Genomic DNA, 17,482 nt, shown 5'->3' on the forward strand with positions numbered 1-17,482 from the left:
GATAAGTTGATATTGTGGTAGGAGTCTATTACTGTTCTTTTAATTTTTCTTGTTGTGCGATTAATAAATTGCGTAATATGTGTCCGCGGTAACTTTCTAGTTTTCGTCCTTCGTGATAGCGTACGCCTAATTTTTTTAGTTCAGCTACGTACCAGCCCTTTGTTCCGTAATACATGGGATCACTTCCTTTTGCTTTTGAACAGTATATGTTGGGGGGCGAAGTAACTTTACATTGAAAATAATAATGATAAAAGGAATTCTGCATGTGTGTACGAGCGGAATTGCAAAGTTATCGAGGTGTTTTATAACGTAACATCCACACCATGTATAAAAAAGTAGACAGTTGTATATGAATTTGTTGAAAAAAGAATACACATTGCTGAGGGGATTTGAAAAAAGTAATGCTATACGATTTGGCATGGTACTTGCGTTGGAAATAGTATCAACGTATAGGGGAGAGATAGAAATGAAGGTTACTAAAATATATACAACCATTGATGCACACGTAGCTGGGGAGCCGCTTCGAATTATTACGGGCGGAGTGCCAGAAATAAAAGGGGAAACGCAGCTGGAAAGACGCGCATACTGTATGGAACATTTGGATTACCTTCGTGAAGTTCTGATGTATGAACCGAGAGGGCATCACGGAATGTATGGTTGTATCATTACACCGCCAGCAAGTACTCACGCTGATTTTGGTGTTTTATTTATGCACAATGAAGGCTGGAGTACGATGTGTGGTCACGGCATTATCGCTGTTATTACAGTTGGAATTGAAACAGGTATGTTTGAAGTGACAGGTGAGAAACAAAAGTTCATTATCGACAGCCCTGCCGGAGAAGTGATTGCGTATGCAAAATATAATGGGAGCGAAGTAGAGTCCGTATCATTTGAAAATGTTCCTTCATTTGTATACAAAAAAGACGTTCCTATTAAAATAGATGACTATGAATTTCAAGTAGATATCGCGTTTGGCGGAGCTTTTTATGCGGTAGTAGGCTGTAAAGAATTTGGCTTGAAAGTCGATTTCAAAGACTTATCTGCTATTCAAGCGTGGGGCGGTAAAATTAAGCACTACATCGAGAGCAAAATGGAAGTGAAGCATCCACTTGAAGAAGGATTAAAAGGGATATACGGCGTTATTTTCTCAGATGAACCGAAAGGGGAAGACGCAACTTTACGAAATGTAACAATCTTTGCTGATGGGCAAGTAGATCGTTCTCCTTGCGGTACAGGAACTTCCGCAAGAATCGCAACTCTTTTTGAAAAAGATGCTTTACAAAAGGGAGAAATTTTCGTCCATGAATGCATTACTGACGGGAAATTCGAGGGGGAAGTATTGTCGGTAACCGCAGTAGATACATATGAAGCTGTCGTTCCAAAAGTAACGGGGAATGCCTTTATTACAGGATTTCATCAGTTCGTTGTAGACCCGAGAGATGATTTGAATCGAGGATTTTTGTTAGGATAGGAGGAGGGGGTGGAAAGATATGCTAGTCATAAGCGCGAACGAACAAAGAAACTTAGTAAATATGAATGAAGTTATTGAATACGCGGCGCTTGCTTTAAAAGAATTTTCCGCAGAAAGAACGATTACACCAATAAGGGGCTCATTACCATTTGCGAACGAGCGAAATACGGCATTAATTATGCCTTCAGTAGCGGAAGGGCTTGAGGCACTTGGAGTGAAAATAGTAACGGTAGTCCCGCAAAACAAACAGGTAGGAAAGAAAACGATCAACGGGATTGTGATGCTATCAGACTTTCAAACGGGAGAACCGCTCGCACTTCTAGAAGGATCGTACTTAACGATGATCCGAACAGGCGCCTTATCAGGAGTAGCGACAAAATATTTAGCTCGTCATAACGCAAAAACTTTATGCATTATCGGCACGGGTGAACAAGCGAAAGGAATTGCCGAAGCAATATTTGCGGTTAGAGATATCGAAAAAGTCATCTTATACAATCGCACAGAAGAAAAAGCGTATGCATTTGCGGAGTATATACAAGAGAGATTCAACAAACCTGCATATGTTCACACCAATGCGAATGAAGCAATAAGCGAAGCAGACATCATCGTCACAACTACGAATGCATCCACACCAGTCTTCTCAGAAACACTACAAAAAGGCGTCCACGTAAACGCCGTCGGCTCATTCAGACCGAGCATGCAAGAACTACCCTCACATGCCATAGCTAAAGCAAACAAAGTAGTAGTTGAATCAAAAGAAGCAGCACTAGACGAAACAGGAGACCTTCAAGTTCCGATAAAAGAAGGTCTATTCAAAGCAAACGCCATTCACGCTGAACTTGGTCAAATTATAAGCAAAGAAAAAGCTGGACGCGAAAATAATGAAGAGATTACTATTTTCAAATCAGTTGGTTTGGCGGTAGTGGATATTATCGTTGCGAAGTATTTGTATGAGAAAGCGGTGGAGCAAGGAGTAGGGAATAAGATTGAGTTTTGAGACTACCTTTTGGTGGTCTTTTTATTTTATCATCCTTATAAATATATTTTATGGCAAGAATGAATTAATAAATTTCAAACTTTCCACATTTACGAAAAAGTTTGACTTTACATACAGGTAGTGGTAATTTAAAACTTATAAGAAAACTCGGGATTAATTCCGAGTTTTCTTATGGGTATAAACAGTTCGAGGGGGCCGAAAGATGAAACGGAAATTATTTGCATTACCATTTGTTCTAATACTACTTATTGCATTAGCGGCTTGTTCTGGGGAAAAAGATTCTTCGAAGCAAGCGGGTACTAGTAAATCAGGGACTCCGAAAGATGGAGGAACGTTAACGATTGGTGTTAGCGATAATCCAGATACGATGAATCCGCTTTATGCGAATGATCGTGTGTCATTAACTGTGCAGCAAGCTTTATATGCGCCGCTATATCATATGGAAGACGGTAAGAAAAAGTTTGTTCTTGCTGAGAACTTTACGCCTTCAGAAGATCAATTAACGTGGACATTGAAACTAAAAGATAATTTAAAATGGCATGATGGTAAGAAAATTACATCAGACGATATAGCATTTACATTCCAATCTATTTTGGATGAGAAGCAAAATAGCTCAAGTCGTGAAAACTTTATTTTTAAAGGAAAGCCACTTGAGGTGAAAAAGGTAGATGAGTTAACAACTCAATTCGTTTTACCACAAGTAAGCGCATCTTTTGAAGGTGTGATGAATGATTTCTTCCCAATTCCGAAACATGTATTTGAAGGGGAAGCAGATTTAGCGAAGAGTAAGAAAAACTTACAGCCTGTAGGATCAGGGCCGTTTAAATTTAAAGAGTATAAATCAGATGAGTACGTTGCATTAGATCGATTTGATGATTATGTAGGTGGGAAAGCTAAATTAGACTCTATCGTATACCGCGTTGTAAAAGACCGTAATACAGCAAATGTTTCACTGCAAAATGGTCAAATCAACATGAAGATGATTGAGCCGCAAGACTTTAAGAAATTGGATAGCACTGGGAACTTCTCAATGGTGACATTCCCTGAAGGTAGACTATTCTACTTATCTTATAACATGAATACAGATTTGATGAAGAAAAAAGAAGTGCGCCAAGCAATTGCGCATGCGTTAGATAAGAAAGAAATGATTAACTCAGCATTCGTTTCAGGTGAATTTGCAGAACCAGCAAATTCAATCTTAACGCCAGACGCTATGTATTATGCGAAAGATATTAAAGACTATAAGTATGATAAAAAAGAAGCGAAAGATTTATTAGCAAAAGCTGGCGTAAAAGATAAAGAAAAAGTACGTGTGATGTATGTAACGAATAATAAAATTATGGAAAGCTTAGCGTTATATACACAACAAAAATTAAAAGAAGTTGGCTTAGAAGTTGAACTAAATGCATTAGATGCTAGTGCGGCAAGCGAAAAAGGCTTAGATAAAGAAAATAAAGAATATGACATTACGTTTGGTGGTTACATAATGGGACCTGAGCCAGATTCATATAAGAGCTTATTCTTAAGTAATGCTGAATACAATTATGCACGATATAAAAACGCTGATTTCGATAAGTTATGGGAAGAGGCTGCAGTTGAAACAGATAAAACAAAACGTGCAGAGCTATACCATAAAATTCAAGAGACAGCTAGAGAAGACGTACCTTATCTACCAATTGCATATCCGAAAGCAGTTATTGCAGTAGATAAAAAGTTTGATGGATTAAAAGAAGCGAAAGCAATTCCTGTCACAATGTTTGAAGATCTATCTAAAATTTATGAAGTGAAATAAGAAACAATAAAGAAGCTGGTGGAAATCAGCTTCTTTATCCCGCTTTAACGGGCAGTAAGGCTCCAACCTCAAAATTTGACGAATGCGAGGAAGTAGATGGGAGATCAACTGCCCGTAAAAGCCCGATTGGTTCAACTAATAATAAGTGGGGGATGGACACCCCCCACTTATTAAAGTTTCACTTTAGCTTGAGGGGGGAAGTTTGTGTATAAAGTAATTGCGAAGAGGCTTTTAAATGCAATTCCGCTTTTATTTGTTATTTCTATTATTTCTTTTTTATTAATAAAGCTAGCGCCGGGCGATCCTGTTCGAAACTTTGTAACGCCAAATATGAGTCCAATTGATGTGGAGCGTATTCGCAAAAGTTTAGGACTAGATCAACCAATTTACGTGCAGTATTTTTTATGGTTAAAAAACATTTTAACAGGGAACTTTGGTTACTCACTTCAAAATCATCGTCCTGTTTTAGATCTTATCGCAGAAAGATTACCCGCAACAATTGGGTTAATGGGATCATCTTTACTCGTCTCATTCGTAATCGCAATACCACTTGGACTATTTACAGGTGTGAAAAAGAATTCATTCTTTGACCGCATTGTAAACTTTATTTCATACGTTGGTATTTCTATGCCGGTTTTCTGGTTTGCACTACTATTAGTCTACTTATTCTCTTTAAAATTGAACCTTCTTCCGAGTATGGGTATGCGTACAGTCGGTCAAGATTCTGTTTGGGATATTGTCCAGCACGGCATTTTACCTTGCATGGTGCTAGCGTTCCAAAACGTATCTGTTTATATGAGATATATTCGTTCAAGTACGATTCAGCAATTAGAAGAAGAATATGTACAAATTCAATATGCGTACGGAGCTTCAAAGAAAACGGTTTTATTTAATCACGTACTTCGAAATGTACTAATACCAATCATTACAATTTTCGGATTATCGATTCCAAGTTTAGTAGGCGGAGCATTTATTACGGAAACAGTATTTTCATGGCCGGGTCTTGGTTCACTTGGGGTAAATGCTATTTTTAGATTTGATTATCCCATTATCATGGCAATTACATTATTATCATCATTCATGTTAATTCTCGGTAACTTAATTGCTGATATTTTATATGGCGTAGTAGATCCGCGCATTCGAATGAGGGGGTGATTTGGAATGAATAATAGGAGATTTCAAACGATAAAAAGTAGTTTTACGAAAAATAAGTTTGTACTAATGGGAGTGATTATACTTGCGGTTTTAACGGTCGCATCAATTTTCGCATTTGTATCGCCGTACGATCCTAGCAAAATGTCAATTCCAGATCGCTTACAAGAACCAAGTATGAGTCATCCTTTCGGAACGGATGATTACGGAAGGGATTACTTAACGAGAGCGTTATATGGCGGACGAGTTTCACTTGCGGTCGGTTTCCTTGCGATGGTTGTTTCCATTACAATCGGTACTGCAGTTGGAACAATTAGCGGATATTTTGGCGGAAAGCTAGACAACTTTTTAATGAGAGTTGTTGAAGTGCTTATGTCAATTCCATCATTCTTTTTAATGCTACTATTAAATGCTTATTTAAAACCAGGAATTACGACGTTAGTTCTTATTATCGGATTACTAACATGGATGGACACCGCCCGCATTGTAAGGGCAGAAACGTTATCTGTAAAAGAGCGTGAGTACGTTTTATATGCAAAAGTATCAGGACAAAAATCACTTATGATTATTGTAAGACATATCATTCCGAACATTTTATCAACCATTATTATCGCCGCGACATTAACAATTGCGACATCGATTTTAATGGAATCATCACTTAGTTTCCTAGGCTTAGGTATTAGAGAACCAGATTCTTCTTGGGGCAGCATGCTAAACAATGCGCAAGGATATATAGGTGAAGCTTGGTATTTAACACTCTTCCCAGGATTCCTTATCCTTTTAACGGTACTTAGTTTTAACGTAATTGGTGAAGCATTGAAGAAAGCTTTCGCACCAAAAGGAGCCGGACATGAAAACTAAAGTGTTAAGTGAAAGGAGTGAGAAGTGTGTCTGAAAAACTACTAGAAGTGAAAAATTTAAAGACTTCTTTTTTCATAGAAAGTGGCGAAGTTGAAGCGGTTCGCGGCGTTACATTTCGCTTAAATAAAGGAGAAGTAGTCGGTATCGTTGGGGAATCTGGAAGCGGAAAGAGTGTAATGGCGAAGTCCGTTATGTCTCTCGTTACGTCACCAGGAAAAGTGAAAGAAGGGGAAATCCTTTTTCATAATGAAAACATACTTTCTAAATCTGAAAAAGAATTACGTTCTATTAGAGGAAATCAAATTTCACTTATCTCTCAAGACCCAATGTCAGCGCTAAATCCAGTCGTAAAAATTGGGAAACAAATGACGGAAGTAATAATACGTCATCAAAAAGTGAAAAAGAAAGAAGCAGAGCAGATCGCGATCAACTTGTTAAAACAAGTCGGCCTTTCGTCACCAGAAGAAAGGGTAAAACAATATCCGCATGAACTAAGCGGTGGTATGAAGCAGCGGGTTATGATCGCAATGGCGATGTCTTGTAATCCAGACCTTCTCATTGCTGACGAACCGACGACTGCACTTGATGTAACAATACAGGCGCAAATACTAGATTTAATGAAAAACTTAAAGAACGAAACGAACATGGCGTTACTTCTTATTACGCATGACTTAGGAATTGTTGCGCAAAACTGTACGCGCGTCATCGTTATGTACGGCGGACTTATTATGGAAGAAGGGCCTGTATTTGATATTTTTCAATCGCCGAATCATCCATATACGAAAGGGTTATTAAACTCTCTGCCAAAAATAGCGAACGGCGTAAAAGAAAGACTCGCTCCCATTCAAGGTGTAACGCCAAACTTATTAAACCCGCCACAAGGTTGCCCATTCGCAGAGCGTTGCCCGCATACGATGGACATTTGTGAAAAAGAACGTCCGCCATATTTTGAAATCGGAAACGAAAGACGTTCTATGTGCTGGTTAAACGATAGGGCGGTAGGTGATTTCCATGCATGAAGAAAACTTAATTGAAGTTCGGAACTTAAAAAAGTATTTTCCTATTAAAAAAGGACTATTCGGCAGAAAAACAGAGCAGTTAAAAGCAGTTGATGACTTAAGCTTCACAATTAAAAAAGGTGAAACATTCGGATTAGTAGGAGAATCTGGCTGCGGAAAATCAACGACAGGAAGAAGCATCATTCGTTTACACGACGTCACTTCAGGTAACGTTTTATTCGACGGAAAAGATATCGCAAGTTTGAAGGAAAGTGAACTAAAAGAATATCGAAAAAGAATGCAAATCATTTTCCAAGATCCATACGCATCATTAAACCCGGCAATGAACGTATTCCAAATTATTAGCGAACCGATGAACATTCACGGTTCCTACGAAAAAGAAGAACAAAAAGAAATCATTTTAGACCTTCTGAAAAAGGTAGGATTAAAAGAAGAACACTTATATCGCTACCCGCACGAATTTAGCGGAGGCCAGCGCCAGCGCATTAGCATCGCGCGTGCACTATCTGTAAAACCAGACTTTATCTTATGTGACGAACCAATCTCAGCACTCGATGTCTCAGTCCAAGCACAAGTCGTAAACATGCTGCAAGACATCCAAGAAGAAACAGGAGTCACATACTTATTCATCGCACATGACCTATCCATGGTAAGACACATATCAGACCGAATCGGAGTCATGTACTTAGGAAACATAGTAGAAATTGCCGATAGTGAAGACCTATACACAAAACCGGCACATCCATACACACAAGCACTACTCTCATCTATGCCAGAACCAGATCCAACAAACACTGGCAAAGAACGAATCATCCTAGAGGGAGAAGTACCAAGCCCACTCAACTCACCATCCGGCTGTAAATTCAGAACGCGCTGCAAATTCGCCACTGAAAAATGCACACAGGAAGTACCGAAGATGGTGGAAATTGCGAAGGGGCATGAGGTGGCTTGTCATTTGTTTTAGATTGGGAAAAGCACTGGGGGGACCTGGTGCTTTTTTTCTTTGTAGGTGAACGTGATGTGGGATTGGTTGTTAGTTTAGGAGATAACGCGCTCGAAATTTGTCGGTAAATCGATATGTTGTGTCGAAACGTTGATATATTCGGAGTTACGATCGATATAATCGAATAATCGTTGATATATTTTTTTAAAGAGTGGGATTGGTTGTAGATTAATGTAGAAATTTAATGTTTTCGAAAAAAAGAATTGACTTCTATATTAGTTGTAACTAAAATAGTTACATAAAGATGTAATCGATTTAGTTACAACTAATATCTGCTAAAAATATGATTTATATATTTAATTAAGGATGGTGGTCCATACGTTGCCACCCGGTGTAGAAAGTTACTAACACATTCAAATCAATGCATATTCCAAGCTTTAGTATTTTCTGTTACGGGGCAATAAGGTGCAATGTTATCTTTTGTTAAAAACCTTGGTGGATCTTTCTTTGGAAATATTAGTTTTGGGGAAATATAGTAAGGTATCTAAAAAAGAACAAGGTATAAAAATATGTACTTATATAAACCAAAAATTTAGTTGAGCTGGATAATAAAAAAAAGGTAGGAGATTTAAATGGAGACGAAACAAGATAATCTTATTTACGTATGGGATGCATATTGTGGATGGTGCTATGGTTTTTCAGAAAGTATTAAAGGATTTTACAAAAACCACACTGAAGTGCCATTAACGATTTTATGTGGAGGGTTATTTTTAGATAATTTACCAATGAAAAACTTCTCATATATAGAAGAGGGAAATAAAAGAATTAATCAACTTACAGGTGCTGAATTTGGTCCTTCCTATCAAAAATTGGTGGAGGAAGGGACTTTTAAAATGAATTCGAAAGATGCTGCAATTGGTTTTTCAGCTTTACGCTCATTAGCGCCAGACCGTTTATTAGAATTCACTTCGGCTATGCAAAAAGCGTTTTATTATGAGGGCCAAAGTCTGAGTGATCCTGAAACATATCGCAAGATTGCAATCGAGCATGGTTTGGACCCTGAACAAGTATTAGAACGTTTAAACGCTCAAGAAACAATAATAGATGTCCAAAATGATTTCAATAAAGTTCGACAGCTTGGTGTTAATAGCTATCCTTCCTTACTTTTACAAAAGGATAATCAAATTATTCCTATTGGTGGTGGCGTAATGACGCCGGATAAAATTGAAGCGCGTTTTAAAAATTTATATTAAGAAAATTTAGGATATAGTAGCAAACATGTTATCTTAGGGCACCTAACATTCATCTCCGGAATATTCGCCAGTACTATTACACTTTCAGATGAATGGGAGTGGGAGATTTTATCGGAACAAGATAAAAATATGATAATTAGTTAATAACTTTAACAAAAGGAGAATAACATACTATGTTTAAAACAATCGATACAAATCAAAAAGATGTGAAATTAACGGTGTTTAGTTCGGACGAAAAAAGCTTTATGGTCACAGCAACATTAGTTGAGAAAGCAGGACATGCATTTTTAATAAACTCAAAATTTACGCAGTCTGATTCGAAAGAAATTGTTGAGTATCTGAAAAAAAACAACTTATCTCTAGATAAAATCTTTATTATTCATGGGGATCCAGACTACTACTTTGGATTAGAGAGCATTAAAGCCGTTTACCCAGAAGCTATAGCGTATGCTACAGAGTCTACTGTTGAACATATCGTTCATTCTGTCTTAGGGAAATTAAAAGTTTGGAAAGACGCCCTTGGAGAAAATGCACCAAGTAACGTGGTATTACCTCAAGTGTTTAAAGAAAAAACAATTGATTTTCAGGGGTTAACATTTGAACTAGTAGGCTTAGATCATTACAGAACTAGCTTATTTAATAAAGAGCTGAAAGTATTAATTGGTGGTATTGATGTATTTAACGAAATACATGTATTCTTAGCGGATACTAGCTCAAAAGCGGCGATGGAGGCGTGGATTGAGAACTTGAAAGTGTTACAAGCATTACATGCTGACATAATTGTACCTAGCCATGGATCAATCGAAAAATCCCTAAATAATCAAGCACTTACTGTGACAATGGATTATCTAAGAACTGCGATTCAAGCTTCTGAGGAAAGTGGAACTTCAAAAGATTTTGTGGCAAAACTTGAAGAAGCATATCCAGGCTATGCAAATAAAGGTGTATTAGAATTAAGCGCAAAAGTTGTAACAAAAGAAATGCCTTGGGGTTAATGATATGAATAAATATCAAAAACTATTACATGAAACGTATGTGTTAACTGGCGAAGGGAAATTGGATGCGTTCAAAACGTATTTAAGTGAAAATGTATCTTGGACAGAAGCTGCTGGGTTTCCATATGCAGGTACTTATATAGGTCCAGATGAAGTAGTGAAAAACGTACATGAACGTCTTGGCACGGAATGGGATGACTATAGCGCTAAAGATGAAGTTTATACTTTTAATAACAATACTGTTATCGTTTATGGAAAATATAGTGGAACATATAAAGCTACAGGGAAATCTTTCATAGCAGATTTTTGTCACCTTTATGAGTTTGATGAGAACGATAAGGTTAAGAAGTTTATTCAAATTGTGGACAGTGCAACTGTTAATGAGGTATTGAGTTAGAGTTAATCGTTTCTGATATGCCTTGTATAGGGGGAGGTTAGGATAAATGAAATTCCTAACATTACCCCTGACATTACATTTTGGGGAAGGTTTCTCCTTCTTCAAGCTTTTTATAGAAGAAAACTTATTTAAGTAGAAGAGGTAGAGATATATGAAATTAGAGAAAAATTTAATCATAACAATTATTTCTGTATTTATTTTAGGAGTAGTTTCGACTTTGGTATATCAAGCTTCCACCGGTAATAACAAAGGTAACTCAATTAAGAGCGAGAATGTCGCTTCTGTATCAAAAGAAGTAAAAGAAAATGAAAAGAATAAAAAGATGGTAGTTGATTTCTATAATGAAGTTTTTAACAAACATAATATCGATATTATCCCTAAATATGTTAGCGAAGATTATAAGCAACATAATCCTTTTGTTGCTGATGGACGAAAAGCCTTCATGGATTTCTTTAAGGAGGATTTTGTTAAAAATTCTAATTCCTCTGCAGAGATTAAACGTGTAGTAGCTGAAGGGGATACAGTTGCTCTTCATGTACATTCTCGTACTAATTCTCAAGATAAGGGAGTTGCTATAGTGGATATATTTCGTATCAAGGATGGAAAGATTGTCGAACACTGGGATGTAATTCAAGAGATTCCAAGTGAAGCAGTTAATGATAATACGATGTTTTAGATAGAAGATATATTTAATAATTGTTTAATTGATAGTGCTTTGTAGAATTTAGAAATTTAGATAAGTAAAGGAGATGTCCCAGTACCATGCCTGGGACATCTCCTTTTTGTTGTAACGATATTTAATTTATTGTTATTTGTATTTTTTTATGTACTACTATTCAAGTACATATCATTTTAGGCGGTTTTCTTTTATCCCGCATTAACGGGCAGTAAGATCCCCATCTCAAAATTCAGCGAAAGCAAAGAAATTAGGTGGGGGGCGGGCTGCCCGTAAAAGCCCAATTGGTGAGGGCTGATTAAAGTTTCACTTTATGCTTCTATATCTTTTCCCTCTTCTACACCAGCAAAAGCAAATCAGATAAAAATGTAGGGCTTAAGTAACTAAAATAAAGAAAAAGCCATACAAGTAGTATGACTTTCTTTATGAAACAATTAAGCTTTTGGCGCAGGTGGTCTTCCGTGGTCGTAAGCAGGTGCACCAGTATTACCATCAGCTATACCCCAAGGCTCCCCGTGTGTGTAAGATGAAGACCACCCTTCTCCATGTGTATATTCTGGAGAAGTACCAATATGCCCATCACTAAATGCTAAATCAGGTCTTTGTGGTGCAGGTGTGTCACCTTTGTTTAATGCCGAAAATTCTAAGTTGTTACTTATACCAAAAGTCATAATTCCAGCTAACGTTAAACCTGCTATTGTTAATCCAAACTTTTTCATTACTTTAACGCCCCTTTAGCTAATAGTTTTTTCTTTGCTTCATTACTCATATAAAAATATTTACTAGCCTTCGCATGATGTTCCTCTGCATAAAATTTATTCGCCAATCGTTCTGCATATTCTTCAATGCAATCCCATAACTCTTCTTTTTTAAAGTATGAAACTCCTGCTAATACAACAGCTTCTAATTCTGTAGTGTTAGATGTGTTGTTCAATTTTTCTAAGATCTTAAAGCGATATTGATATTCTTTATTTGCTAATTCATTGCAAATGTTTAAGCCTTTTTCGATGAGTTGAGATGCTACTGCGGTTTCGCCTAATTTTAAATTTTCATCTGCTTGTAAATATAGGGCTTTAAAGTGATTTGGTATATTTTCTGTAACCTCTGATAAGTGACGAATTGCTAAAGAGGATAGATTTTGATTTGCATATAATAGTCCGATGTTATTTCTAACACGTAGTAACAATGTTCTTTCATTTTTACTTTTTAGAATATCTATGGCAGTGTTAAAACTTTCTTCGGCTTGTTCAAATTGCCTTAAATCTATACAAGCTAATCCAAAAACATTGTCACATAATGCTACATTAATTTTATAGTCTGTGTGTTTAGAGAAAATATCTTTAGCTATTCGTATGTAATCAATAGCTAAAAGCGGTTTATAGATTTGATAATAAAATGAAGCTAAACGGTAATTAAATTCAGCTTCTTCTACTTCATTCATTGCGTACATTAAAAGTTTTTTCGCCTTCTCAAAATATTCTTTTGCTTCATTATAATCTGCAAGAATTGTGCTGTGAATAGCTTGGAAGAAGTGATAATAATAGGATAAAAAACTACTATCAGGTATATCAAAGGAGTTAATTTCATTAAAGCTATCTTTTGTAATGTTAAGTCCATCGGTTAGTACTTTATATCTAAAGTCTAATAATGAATAGTATAATAATAAATTTTTATCTTCTTTTATACTGGAAAGCTTATCTTCAACTTCTTGTTTTAAGTTTGTTGCTTGTACATTTTGATGTTGTAGTATAGCTTGATACCAGTCATTAAATAATTTTGAAATCTGTTCATTCCCCTTCACTGGAACACGCATATAATCCCTTCTTTTTCTGAATAGTCTTACATTAAATAATAGCAAGAATAGAATATAATGGAAATTAAATTTTGATATTTCTCAACATTTGTTTAACAATTTTATTTTAAAAGAAGAAATTCATTAATTCATTGTGTTTAGTAAATTCAAATATTTGGCACAGTTGGGAATTTAACATGGTATAAATTCCTTATAAAATACTGTATAAAGAAGGAAGGGCAATTCATGAGTTTAAATATGTATTTGGGAGAAGTACAAAACAAAACTCAAAGCATGAATGCTGTATGTATCGCTACCATAAAACAGCTGCTATGAATGCCGTCAAAGAAAAAGCAAAGAAAGACTTCCCAGATGATTACATGACACAGAATTACGTAGCAGATGAACAATCTAAGGCGTTTGATTATATAAATGGTATTGAACTCAAATCTCAGGAAGAACTAAATGTTATGAAGAAAGTGATCAATGACTTCCCTAATGACTTCATGACTACTAAATATGTTTATGAAGAACAGATAAAAGCTATGAACAAGCAGTAATAAGATATTATGCTTTTCATTTTTTCGCAAACAAAATATGGATAAATACGTTAAAACAATATTCGGATGGGAGTCCAATACATATTATTAAAAATAAAGTGGTTCAAGTCGGAGAAAGGCACCTTTTGGTGTCTTTTCTATTGGTGTTCGACATAATATGACAATATACAGATTAATAGTTTGTTATGATAGTTCAGGCAATCTTATATTTTAGATACTGGGGGATACATATTATGAACAATAAACTATTAACCGCACTCACAAGTTGCGTTTTAATTATGGGATTAGCAGCATGCTCAACTAACAAAGTAGTAAGTACTTCTAATGACTCTAAAGTTGAAGAAAAATCACAAAAAGAAGCTGATAAGGATCAGAAAGCCGAAGAAAAAGAAAAACAAGAAGAGCAGCAACGTCAAGAAGCTGAGGCCCAACGACAGGCTGAAGAAGAAAAAGCAAAGCAAGAAGAGCAGCAACGTCAAGAAGCTGAGGCCCAACGACAGGCTGAAGAAAAAGCAAAGCAAGAAGAGCAGCAACGTCAAGAAGCTGAAGCACAACGACAGGCTGAAGAAAAAGCGAAGCAAGAACAACAACGTCAAAAGCGGGAACAAGTCCATAAACAGCAAGAAGCGCAAGTGCAAAAACAAAGAGAAGTAAATCAAAAGAAGACAGAGAAAGAAGCACGTGAGAAACAAGAAAGTTTAGAGTATGCAAAAAGGAGAGCTCAATCATTTGAGGATAAAGAACGAGAAAAAATGAGTTGTGATGAAGCGGAAAATGTTCTTGAACAATTAAAAAATGGCGAACAGAATCCAGCAACAAAAGAGCATATTATTAAGTATCAAGAAAAAGTAAATATGTGTAGCAAGTAACAAAACAACTTAACGTAGTAAAATACTATTTGGATTGGCGTCCAATACATATTATTAAAATTAAGAGGGTTTAAGTCGGAGGAAGGCACCTGTGGGTGGCTTTTCTTTATAGAAAAGGACTCATAAAACGCCTTGAATTATTAAATTTAAATATTTATATTAAATTAATATATTATAACTAAATATATTAATTTTGAAACTGTAAATTTGTTGTAATTAGCAAAGAATTCTATTAATTAGATAGAGAGGATACAATATTATGGGTTATAAATTTCGTAGAATTATCCAGTTTTCTCCGGGTATGAAAATTAACTTTACATACACAGGTACGGGAGGGAACTCCATTCCACCTGAATCAAGAACGACAACTTATATACCTGGAACTGGAATCTCGTATAAACCACGAATAGCTGAGTCAAACAACTATTATATACAACGAGGGTATCAAGGACCAAACACTTCCTATCCCACTATGAATGAACAAGATTACAATACGGTAAATGCATTTGAGCTGTTAAGAGAAACCAAAACTTACATTGTTACTGCTTTTCGTAAGAAGGATAATCAAGTAAACTCCGTGGGTAGAAAACTAATGAAACCACTTTCCATAGTTGCAGGCGTTTTTGCGGGCCTATTCTTAATTATGATGCTTATTATACCTGCTCTAATCATGGCATTCTTTTCTTTCCTATGCTATAAAAATATAAAAACACCATTTGCAGTTGTATGCCCAGAATGTGATGCTGAGAATCTATTCATTTTTGAAGAAGAGAAGATCGCTTGTCGTAAATGTGAGAGTACTCTTATAATCCAAAAATAAATGGTTCTCAAATTAACGTCTCTATATTAGTCAAAACAATATAAATCTAATTATAAATATAAATAGATAAAAAGAGGGATAAGTGAATATCATTATTAACTTTGAAGCGTTTAATCCAACTATAAACGACTTAGCTATCAAACTTGCTATGGTACTGTTTATACCGTTATTTTTAGCATTGATTGTCAAAGTGATACTTATGAAATTTATGAAAGAATCAACTGCTGGCAGATTAGCAAGTCTATCTTTGTTATTTTTTATGTACTATGTATTTAAATTTGTTACAGCGTAAAAGGCACCTTAGGGTGTCTTTCTTTTGTATTTATAACTTTTTTTAGAAATTATTTGAAATATTATACAGTTGATTATATTATTATGTGTGTATGATTTCCGGTTTTGAAAATTATAAAAATTAATAGGGGGAAACAATAATGAAGTTAGGAAAATTAGCATTAATTGGGGCGTTAACTTTTAGCGGTTTTACTGCAATAGAAATGAGTAAACCTACCTCACAAGCAGCTGCAGCTTACTCAGATCCACTTAATGATGATTGGGGATTTAAAACCATTGTGGATTTACAAAATTCAGAGGAAAGTACATATCAACCAGATTGGAAGATTGGGAATTTAATAACTGGTGATACATTTTACTTAACACAGCACTTTGGTAGAGAACATTTTGGTGCGCAAATGAAAATTTTTAAAATCCACACAAATGGTACCCTAGAACGATTCCAAACAATAGAACCAGAATTTATTCCTGGAACAGAAATTTGGCAAACCCCTATCACAGATAGCTATACAAGCGGTACTTATGTCGCTGCAATTAAATATCGTGGTGAATTCACGTATTCAAATCAATTTACAATCAATTAGGGATATAACGTGATCATTTATTTTTTACGAAACCCACCCTTTTGCTTCCGACGGCGACGAGGAAGCAAAAGGGTGGGTTTTTTGTTATCTTTTTCTAAAATTTGTTTCCTAAAAACATACGCAGATACTTCACGTACAATGGCTTTCACAAATTCTTTTAGAAGCTCAAACAAAAACTCCATAGGTATATTACCCCCTTTCCTTCCAAATGGAAAGAAGGGATAACCAATCAAACTCACAATAAACAGTTAATCCTATTTTATTATACTAGTACAATCTCACCAATATAAAAAAGACCACCATTACTTGCAGTCCTTTTTTGGTAGTTTTAGAAATTAAATTATAACATATTAATATGCAAATTATAAATATAATCTTCCAAAAGATACTATAAGTTTTTTATAATTCTTGATTTCTCAATTTTCATTGCATGATGAATTTTCCTATAAGTATTAACAACTAACATTAAAATTATCAACCCACTAAATTATTAGAAAAAACTGGTTATCTATATAATTATTTGGTAAAATATAGATATAATTTAAGAGGGTAAAGTTAATATAGATCAACTAAGTAATGCTAAGAAAATATTTTATTGCATAAAAAAAGGCTCCATTGCTGGAGCACTCAAAATAAACAAACGAATTAAAACAAGAAACAGACAATTTAACTATATAGATAAAACATAAATAAATCTATATATATGTAAAAATACATATAAAAATTCTATTTATTGATGCTATAATAGGTTTACTCGATGATTGTTATATTTTTTTATGGTTTTTAAGCAATAAATACCTTCTTAACACCAAGTGTACAAGTAAAAGAAGACATCTTAAGCGATGTCTTCTTTTCTTATATAATAACAACACAATAAAATTAAGATGGTTCAAGTCGGAGGAAGGCACCTTTGGGTGTCTTTTCTTTGTCGAATTTGCCTAATAGGGGCAGCACCACATCGCTATCAAGCTAAGCCCATACAACGTCACTTATAGTAGAGGTTATTTCTT

General features: G+C 35.4%; 18 protein-coding genes and 2 pseudogenes. 16 read left to right on the plus strand and 4 right to left on the minus strand.

Features of this window, described 5'->3' with window-relative positions; genetic code table 11:
• Positions 1–28: 28 nt before the first annotated feature.
• Positions 29–258, minus strand: a pseudogene (locus tag MHI26_RS04640) (YflJ family protein).
• 208 nt (positions 259–466) lie between these two features.
• Here MHI26_RS04640 and MHI26_RS04645 point away from each other — a divergent pair.
• From MHI26_RS04645 to MHI26_RS04695, 11 genes are all read left to right on the plus strand, one after another.
• Positions 467–1,471, plus strand: coding sequence for a proline racemase family protein (locus tag MHI26_RS04645; RefSeq protein ID WP_000869128.1), 1,005 nt, complete (start codon positions 467–469; stop codon positions 1,469–1,471).
• 19 nt (positions 1,472–1,490) lie between these two features.
• The gene (locus MHI26_RS04650; RefSeq protein WP_061667403.1) at positions 1,491–2,468 is read left to right on the plus strand and encodes an ornithine cyclodeaminase family protein; all 978 of its coding nucleotides are present in this window, start codon (positions 1,491–1,493) and stop codon (positions 2,466–2,468) included.
• Between the two features lie 202 nt (positions 2,469–2,670).
• Positions 2,671–4,260: an ABC transporter substrate-binding protein gene (locus MHI26_RS04655; protein ID WP_061667402.1), complete on the plus strand. Its 1,590-nt coding sequence runs from the start codon at positions 2,671–2,673 to the stop codon at positions 4,258–4,260.
• Positions 4,261–4,464: 204 nt separating this feature from the next.
• Positions 4,465–5,415, plus strand: coding sequence for an ABC transporter permease (locus MHI26_RS04660; protein WP_061667401.1), 951 nt, complete (start codon positions 4,465–4,467; stop codon positions 5,413–5,415).
• A gap of 6 nt (positions 5,416–5,421) precedes the next feature.
• Entirely contained in the window at positions 5,422–6,273 is an 852-nt protein-coding gene (locus tag MHI26_RS04665; RefSeq protein WP_001065310.1) for an ABC transporter permease, read from the plus strand.
• Positions 6,274–6,299: 26 nt separating this feature from the next.
• On the plus strand, positions 6,300–7,292 hold the full coding sequence (locus MHI26_RS04670) for an ABC transporter ATP-binding protein (RefSeq protein ID WP_061667400.1): 993 nt from the start codon (positions 6,300–6,302) through the stop codon (positions 7,290–7,292).
• A complete protein-coding gene (locus MHI26_RS04675) occupies positions 7,285–8,256 on the plus strand; it encodes an ABC transporter ATP-binding protein (protein WP_061667399.1) in 972 nt (323 codons plus the stop codon). The genes MHI26_RS04670 and MHI26_RS04675 overlap by 8 nt, the downstream gene beginning before the upstream one ends.
• A 611-nt stretch (positions 8,257–8,867) precedes the next feature.
• Complete coding sequence (locus tag MHI26_RS04680; protein WP_340808685.1) at positions 8,868–9,488, plus strand: DsbA family protein; 621 nt, start codon at positions 8,868–8,870, stop codon at positions 9,486–9,488.
• 173 nt (positions 9,489–9,661) lie between these two features.
• Entirely contained in the window at positions 9,662–10,483 is an 822-nt protein-coding gene (locus tag MHI26_RS04685) for a cytoplasmic protein (protein WP_061665732.1), read from the plus strand.
• Between the two features lie 4 nt (positions 10,484–10,487).
• A complete protein-coding gene (locus tag MHI26_RS04690; protein ID WP_001046368.1) occupies positions 10,488–10,880 on the plus strand; it encodes a nuclear transport factor 2 family protein in 393 nt (130 codons plus the stop codon).
• A 151-nt stretch (positions 10,881–11,031) separates the two neighbouring features.
• Positions 11,032–11,556 carry a nuclear transport factor 2 family protein gene (locus MHI26_RS04695; protein ID WP_061665731.1) on the plus strand — a complete coding sequence of 175 codons (525 nt, stop codon included), beginning with the start codon at positions 11,032–11,034 and terminating at the stop codon, positions 11,554–11,556.
• A gap of 434 nt (positions 11,557–11,990) precedes the next feature.
• Here the strand turns inward: MHI26_RS04695 and MHI26_RS04700 are convergent, their stop codons facing one another.
• Together MHI26_RS04700 and MHI26_RS04705 are read right to left on the minus strand one after the other, a co-directional pair.
• On the minus strand, positions 11,991–12,275 hold the full coding sequence (locus MHI26_RS04700) for a hypothetical protein (RefSeq protein WP_061665730.1): 285 nt from the start codon (positions 12,273–12,275) through the stop codon (positions 11,991–11,993).
• A complete protein-coding gene (locus MHI26_RS04705) occupies positions 12,275–13,369 on the minus strand; it encodes a response regulator aspartate phosphatase (protein WP_001265864.1) in 1,095 nt (364 codons plus the stop codon). The genes MHI26_RS04700 and MHI26_RS04705 overlap by 1 nt, the downstream gene beginning before the upstream one ends.
• A 299-nt stretch (positions 13,370–13,668) precedes the next feature.
• Between MHI26_RS04705 and MHI26_RS04710 the strand changes: the two are divergent.
• From MHI26_RS04710 to MHI26_RS04730, 5 genes and pseudogenes are all read left to right on the plus strand, one after another.
• A pseudogene (locus MHI26_RS04710) lies at positions 13,669–13,908 on the plus strand (hypothetical protein); the annotation flags it as partial.
• Positions 13,909–14,141: 233 nt separating this feature from the next.
• A complete protein-coding gene (locus MHI26_RS04715) occupies positions 14,142–14,777 on the plus strand; it encodes a hypothetical protein (RefSeq protein WP_001060557.1) in 636 nt (211 codons plus the stop codon).
• Positions 14,778–15,036: 259 nt separating this feature from the next.
• Entirely contained in the window at positions 15,037–15,597 is a 561-nt protein-coding gene (locus MHI26_RS04720) for a DUF4236 domain-containing protein (RefSeq protein ID WP_061667304.1), read from the plus strand.
• Between the two features lie 82 nt (positions 15,598–15,679).
• Complete coding sequence (locus MHI26_RS04725) at positions 15,680–15,889, plus strand: hypothetical protein (protein WP_001021327.1); 210 nt, start codon at positions 15,680–15,682, stop codon at positions 15,887–15,889.
• A gap of 139 nt (positions 15,890–16,028) precedes the next feature.
• A complete protein-coding gene (locus MHI26_RS04730) occupies positions 16,029–16,472 on the plus strand; it encodes a DUF5065 family protein (RefSeq protein WP_000765890.1) in 444 nt (147 codons plus the stop codon).
• A 17-nt stretch (positions 16,473–16,489) separates the two neighbouring features.
• Here the strand turns inward: MHI26_RS04730 and MHI26_RS04735 are convergent, their stop codons facing one another.
• Positions 16,490–16,654, minus strand: a complete 165-nt coding sequence (locus tag MHI26_RS04735; protein ID WP_000394761.1) for a hypothetical protein — start codon at positions 16,652–16,654, stop codon at positions 16,490–16,492.
• Positions 16,655–17,482: the final 828 nt, after the last annotated feature.

This window comes from Bacillus sp. FSL K6-1218 (assembly GCF_038006445.1).
Taxonomy (GTDB): domain Bacteria; phylum Bacillota; class Bacilli; order Bacillales; family Bacillaceae_G; genus Bacillus_A; species Bacillus_A thuringiensis_S.

What these genes read in the sequence shown, in the direction of transcription:
- MHI26_RS04645 (WP_000869128.1), top strand. Translation starts at nt 467, where the DNA reads ATGAAGGTTACTAAAATATATACAACCATTGATGCACACGTAGCTGGG.
- MHI26_RS04650 (WP_061667403.1), top strand. Translation starts at nt 1,491, where the DNA reads ATGCTAGTCATAAGCGCGAACGAACAAAGAAACTTAGTAAATATGAAT.
- MHI26_RS04655 (WP_061667402.1), top strand. Translation starts at nt 2,671, where the DNA reads ATGAAACGGAAATTATTTGCATTACCATTTGTTCTAATACTACTTATT.
- MHI26_RS04665 (WP_001065310.1), top strand. Translation starts at nt 5,422, where the DNA reads ATGAATAATAGGAGATTTCAAACGATAAAAAGTAGTTTTACGAAAAAT.
- MHI26_RS04675 (WP_061667399.1), top strand. Translation starts at nt 7,285, where the DNA reads ATGCATGAAGAAAACTTAATTGAAGTTCGGAACTTAAAAAAGTATTTT.
- MHI26_RS04680 (WP_340808685.1), top strand. Translation starts at nt 8,868, where the DNA reads ATGGAGACGAAACAAGATAATCTTATTTACGTATGGGATGCATATTGT.
- MHI26_RS04685 (WP_061665732.1), top strand. Translation starts at nt 9,662, where the DNA reads ATGTTTAAAACAATCGATACAAATCAAAAAGATGTGAAATTAACGGTG.
- MHI26_RS04690 (WP_001046368.1), top strand. Translation starts at nt 10,488, where the DNA reads ATGAATAAATATCAAAAACTATTACATGAAACGTATGTGTTAACTGGC.
- MHI26_RS04695 (WP_061665731.1), top strand. Translation starts at nt 11,032, where the DNA reads ATGAAATTAGAGAAAAATTTAATCATAACAATTATTTCTGTATTTATT.
- MHI26_RS04700 (WP_061665730.1), bottom strand. Translation starts at nt 12,275, where the DNA reads ATGAAAAAGTTTGGATTAACAATAGCAGGTTTAACGTTAGCTGGAATT.
- MHI26_RS04705 (WP_001265864.1), bottom strand. Translation starts at nt 13,369, where the DNA reads ATGCGTGTTCCAGTGAAGGGGAATGAACAGATTTCAAAATTATTTAAT.
- MHI26_RS04715 (WP_001060557.1), top strand. Translation starts at nt 14,142, where the DNA reads ATGAACAATAAACTATTAACCGCACTCACAAGTTGCGTTTTAATTATG.
- MHI26_RS04720 (WP_061667304.1), top strand. Translation starts at nt 15,037, where the DNA reads ATGGGTTATAAATTTCGTAGAATTATCCAGTTTTCTCCGGGTATGAAA.
- MHI26_RS04730 (WP_000765890.1), top strand. Translation starts at nt 16,029, where the DNA reads ATGAAGTTAGGAAAATTAGCATTAATTGGGGCGTTAACTTTTAGCGGT.
- MHI26_RS04735 (WP_000394761.1), bottom strand. Translation starts at nt 16,654, where the DNA reads ATGGAGTTTTTGTTTGAGCTTCTAAAAGAATTTGTGAAAGCCATTGTA.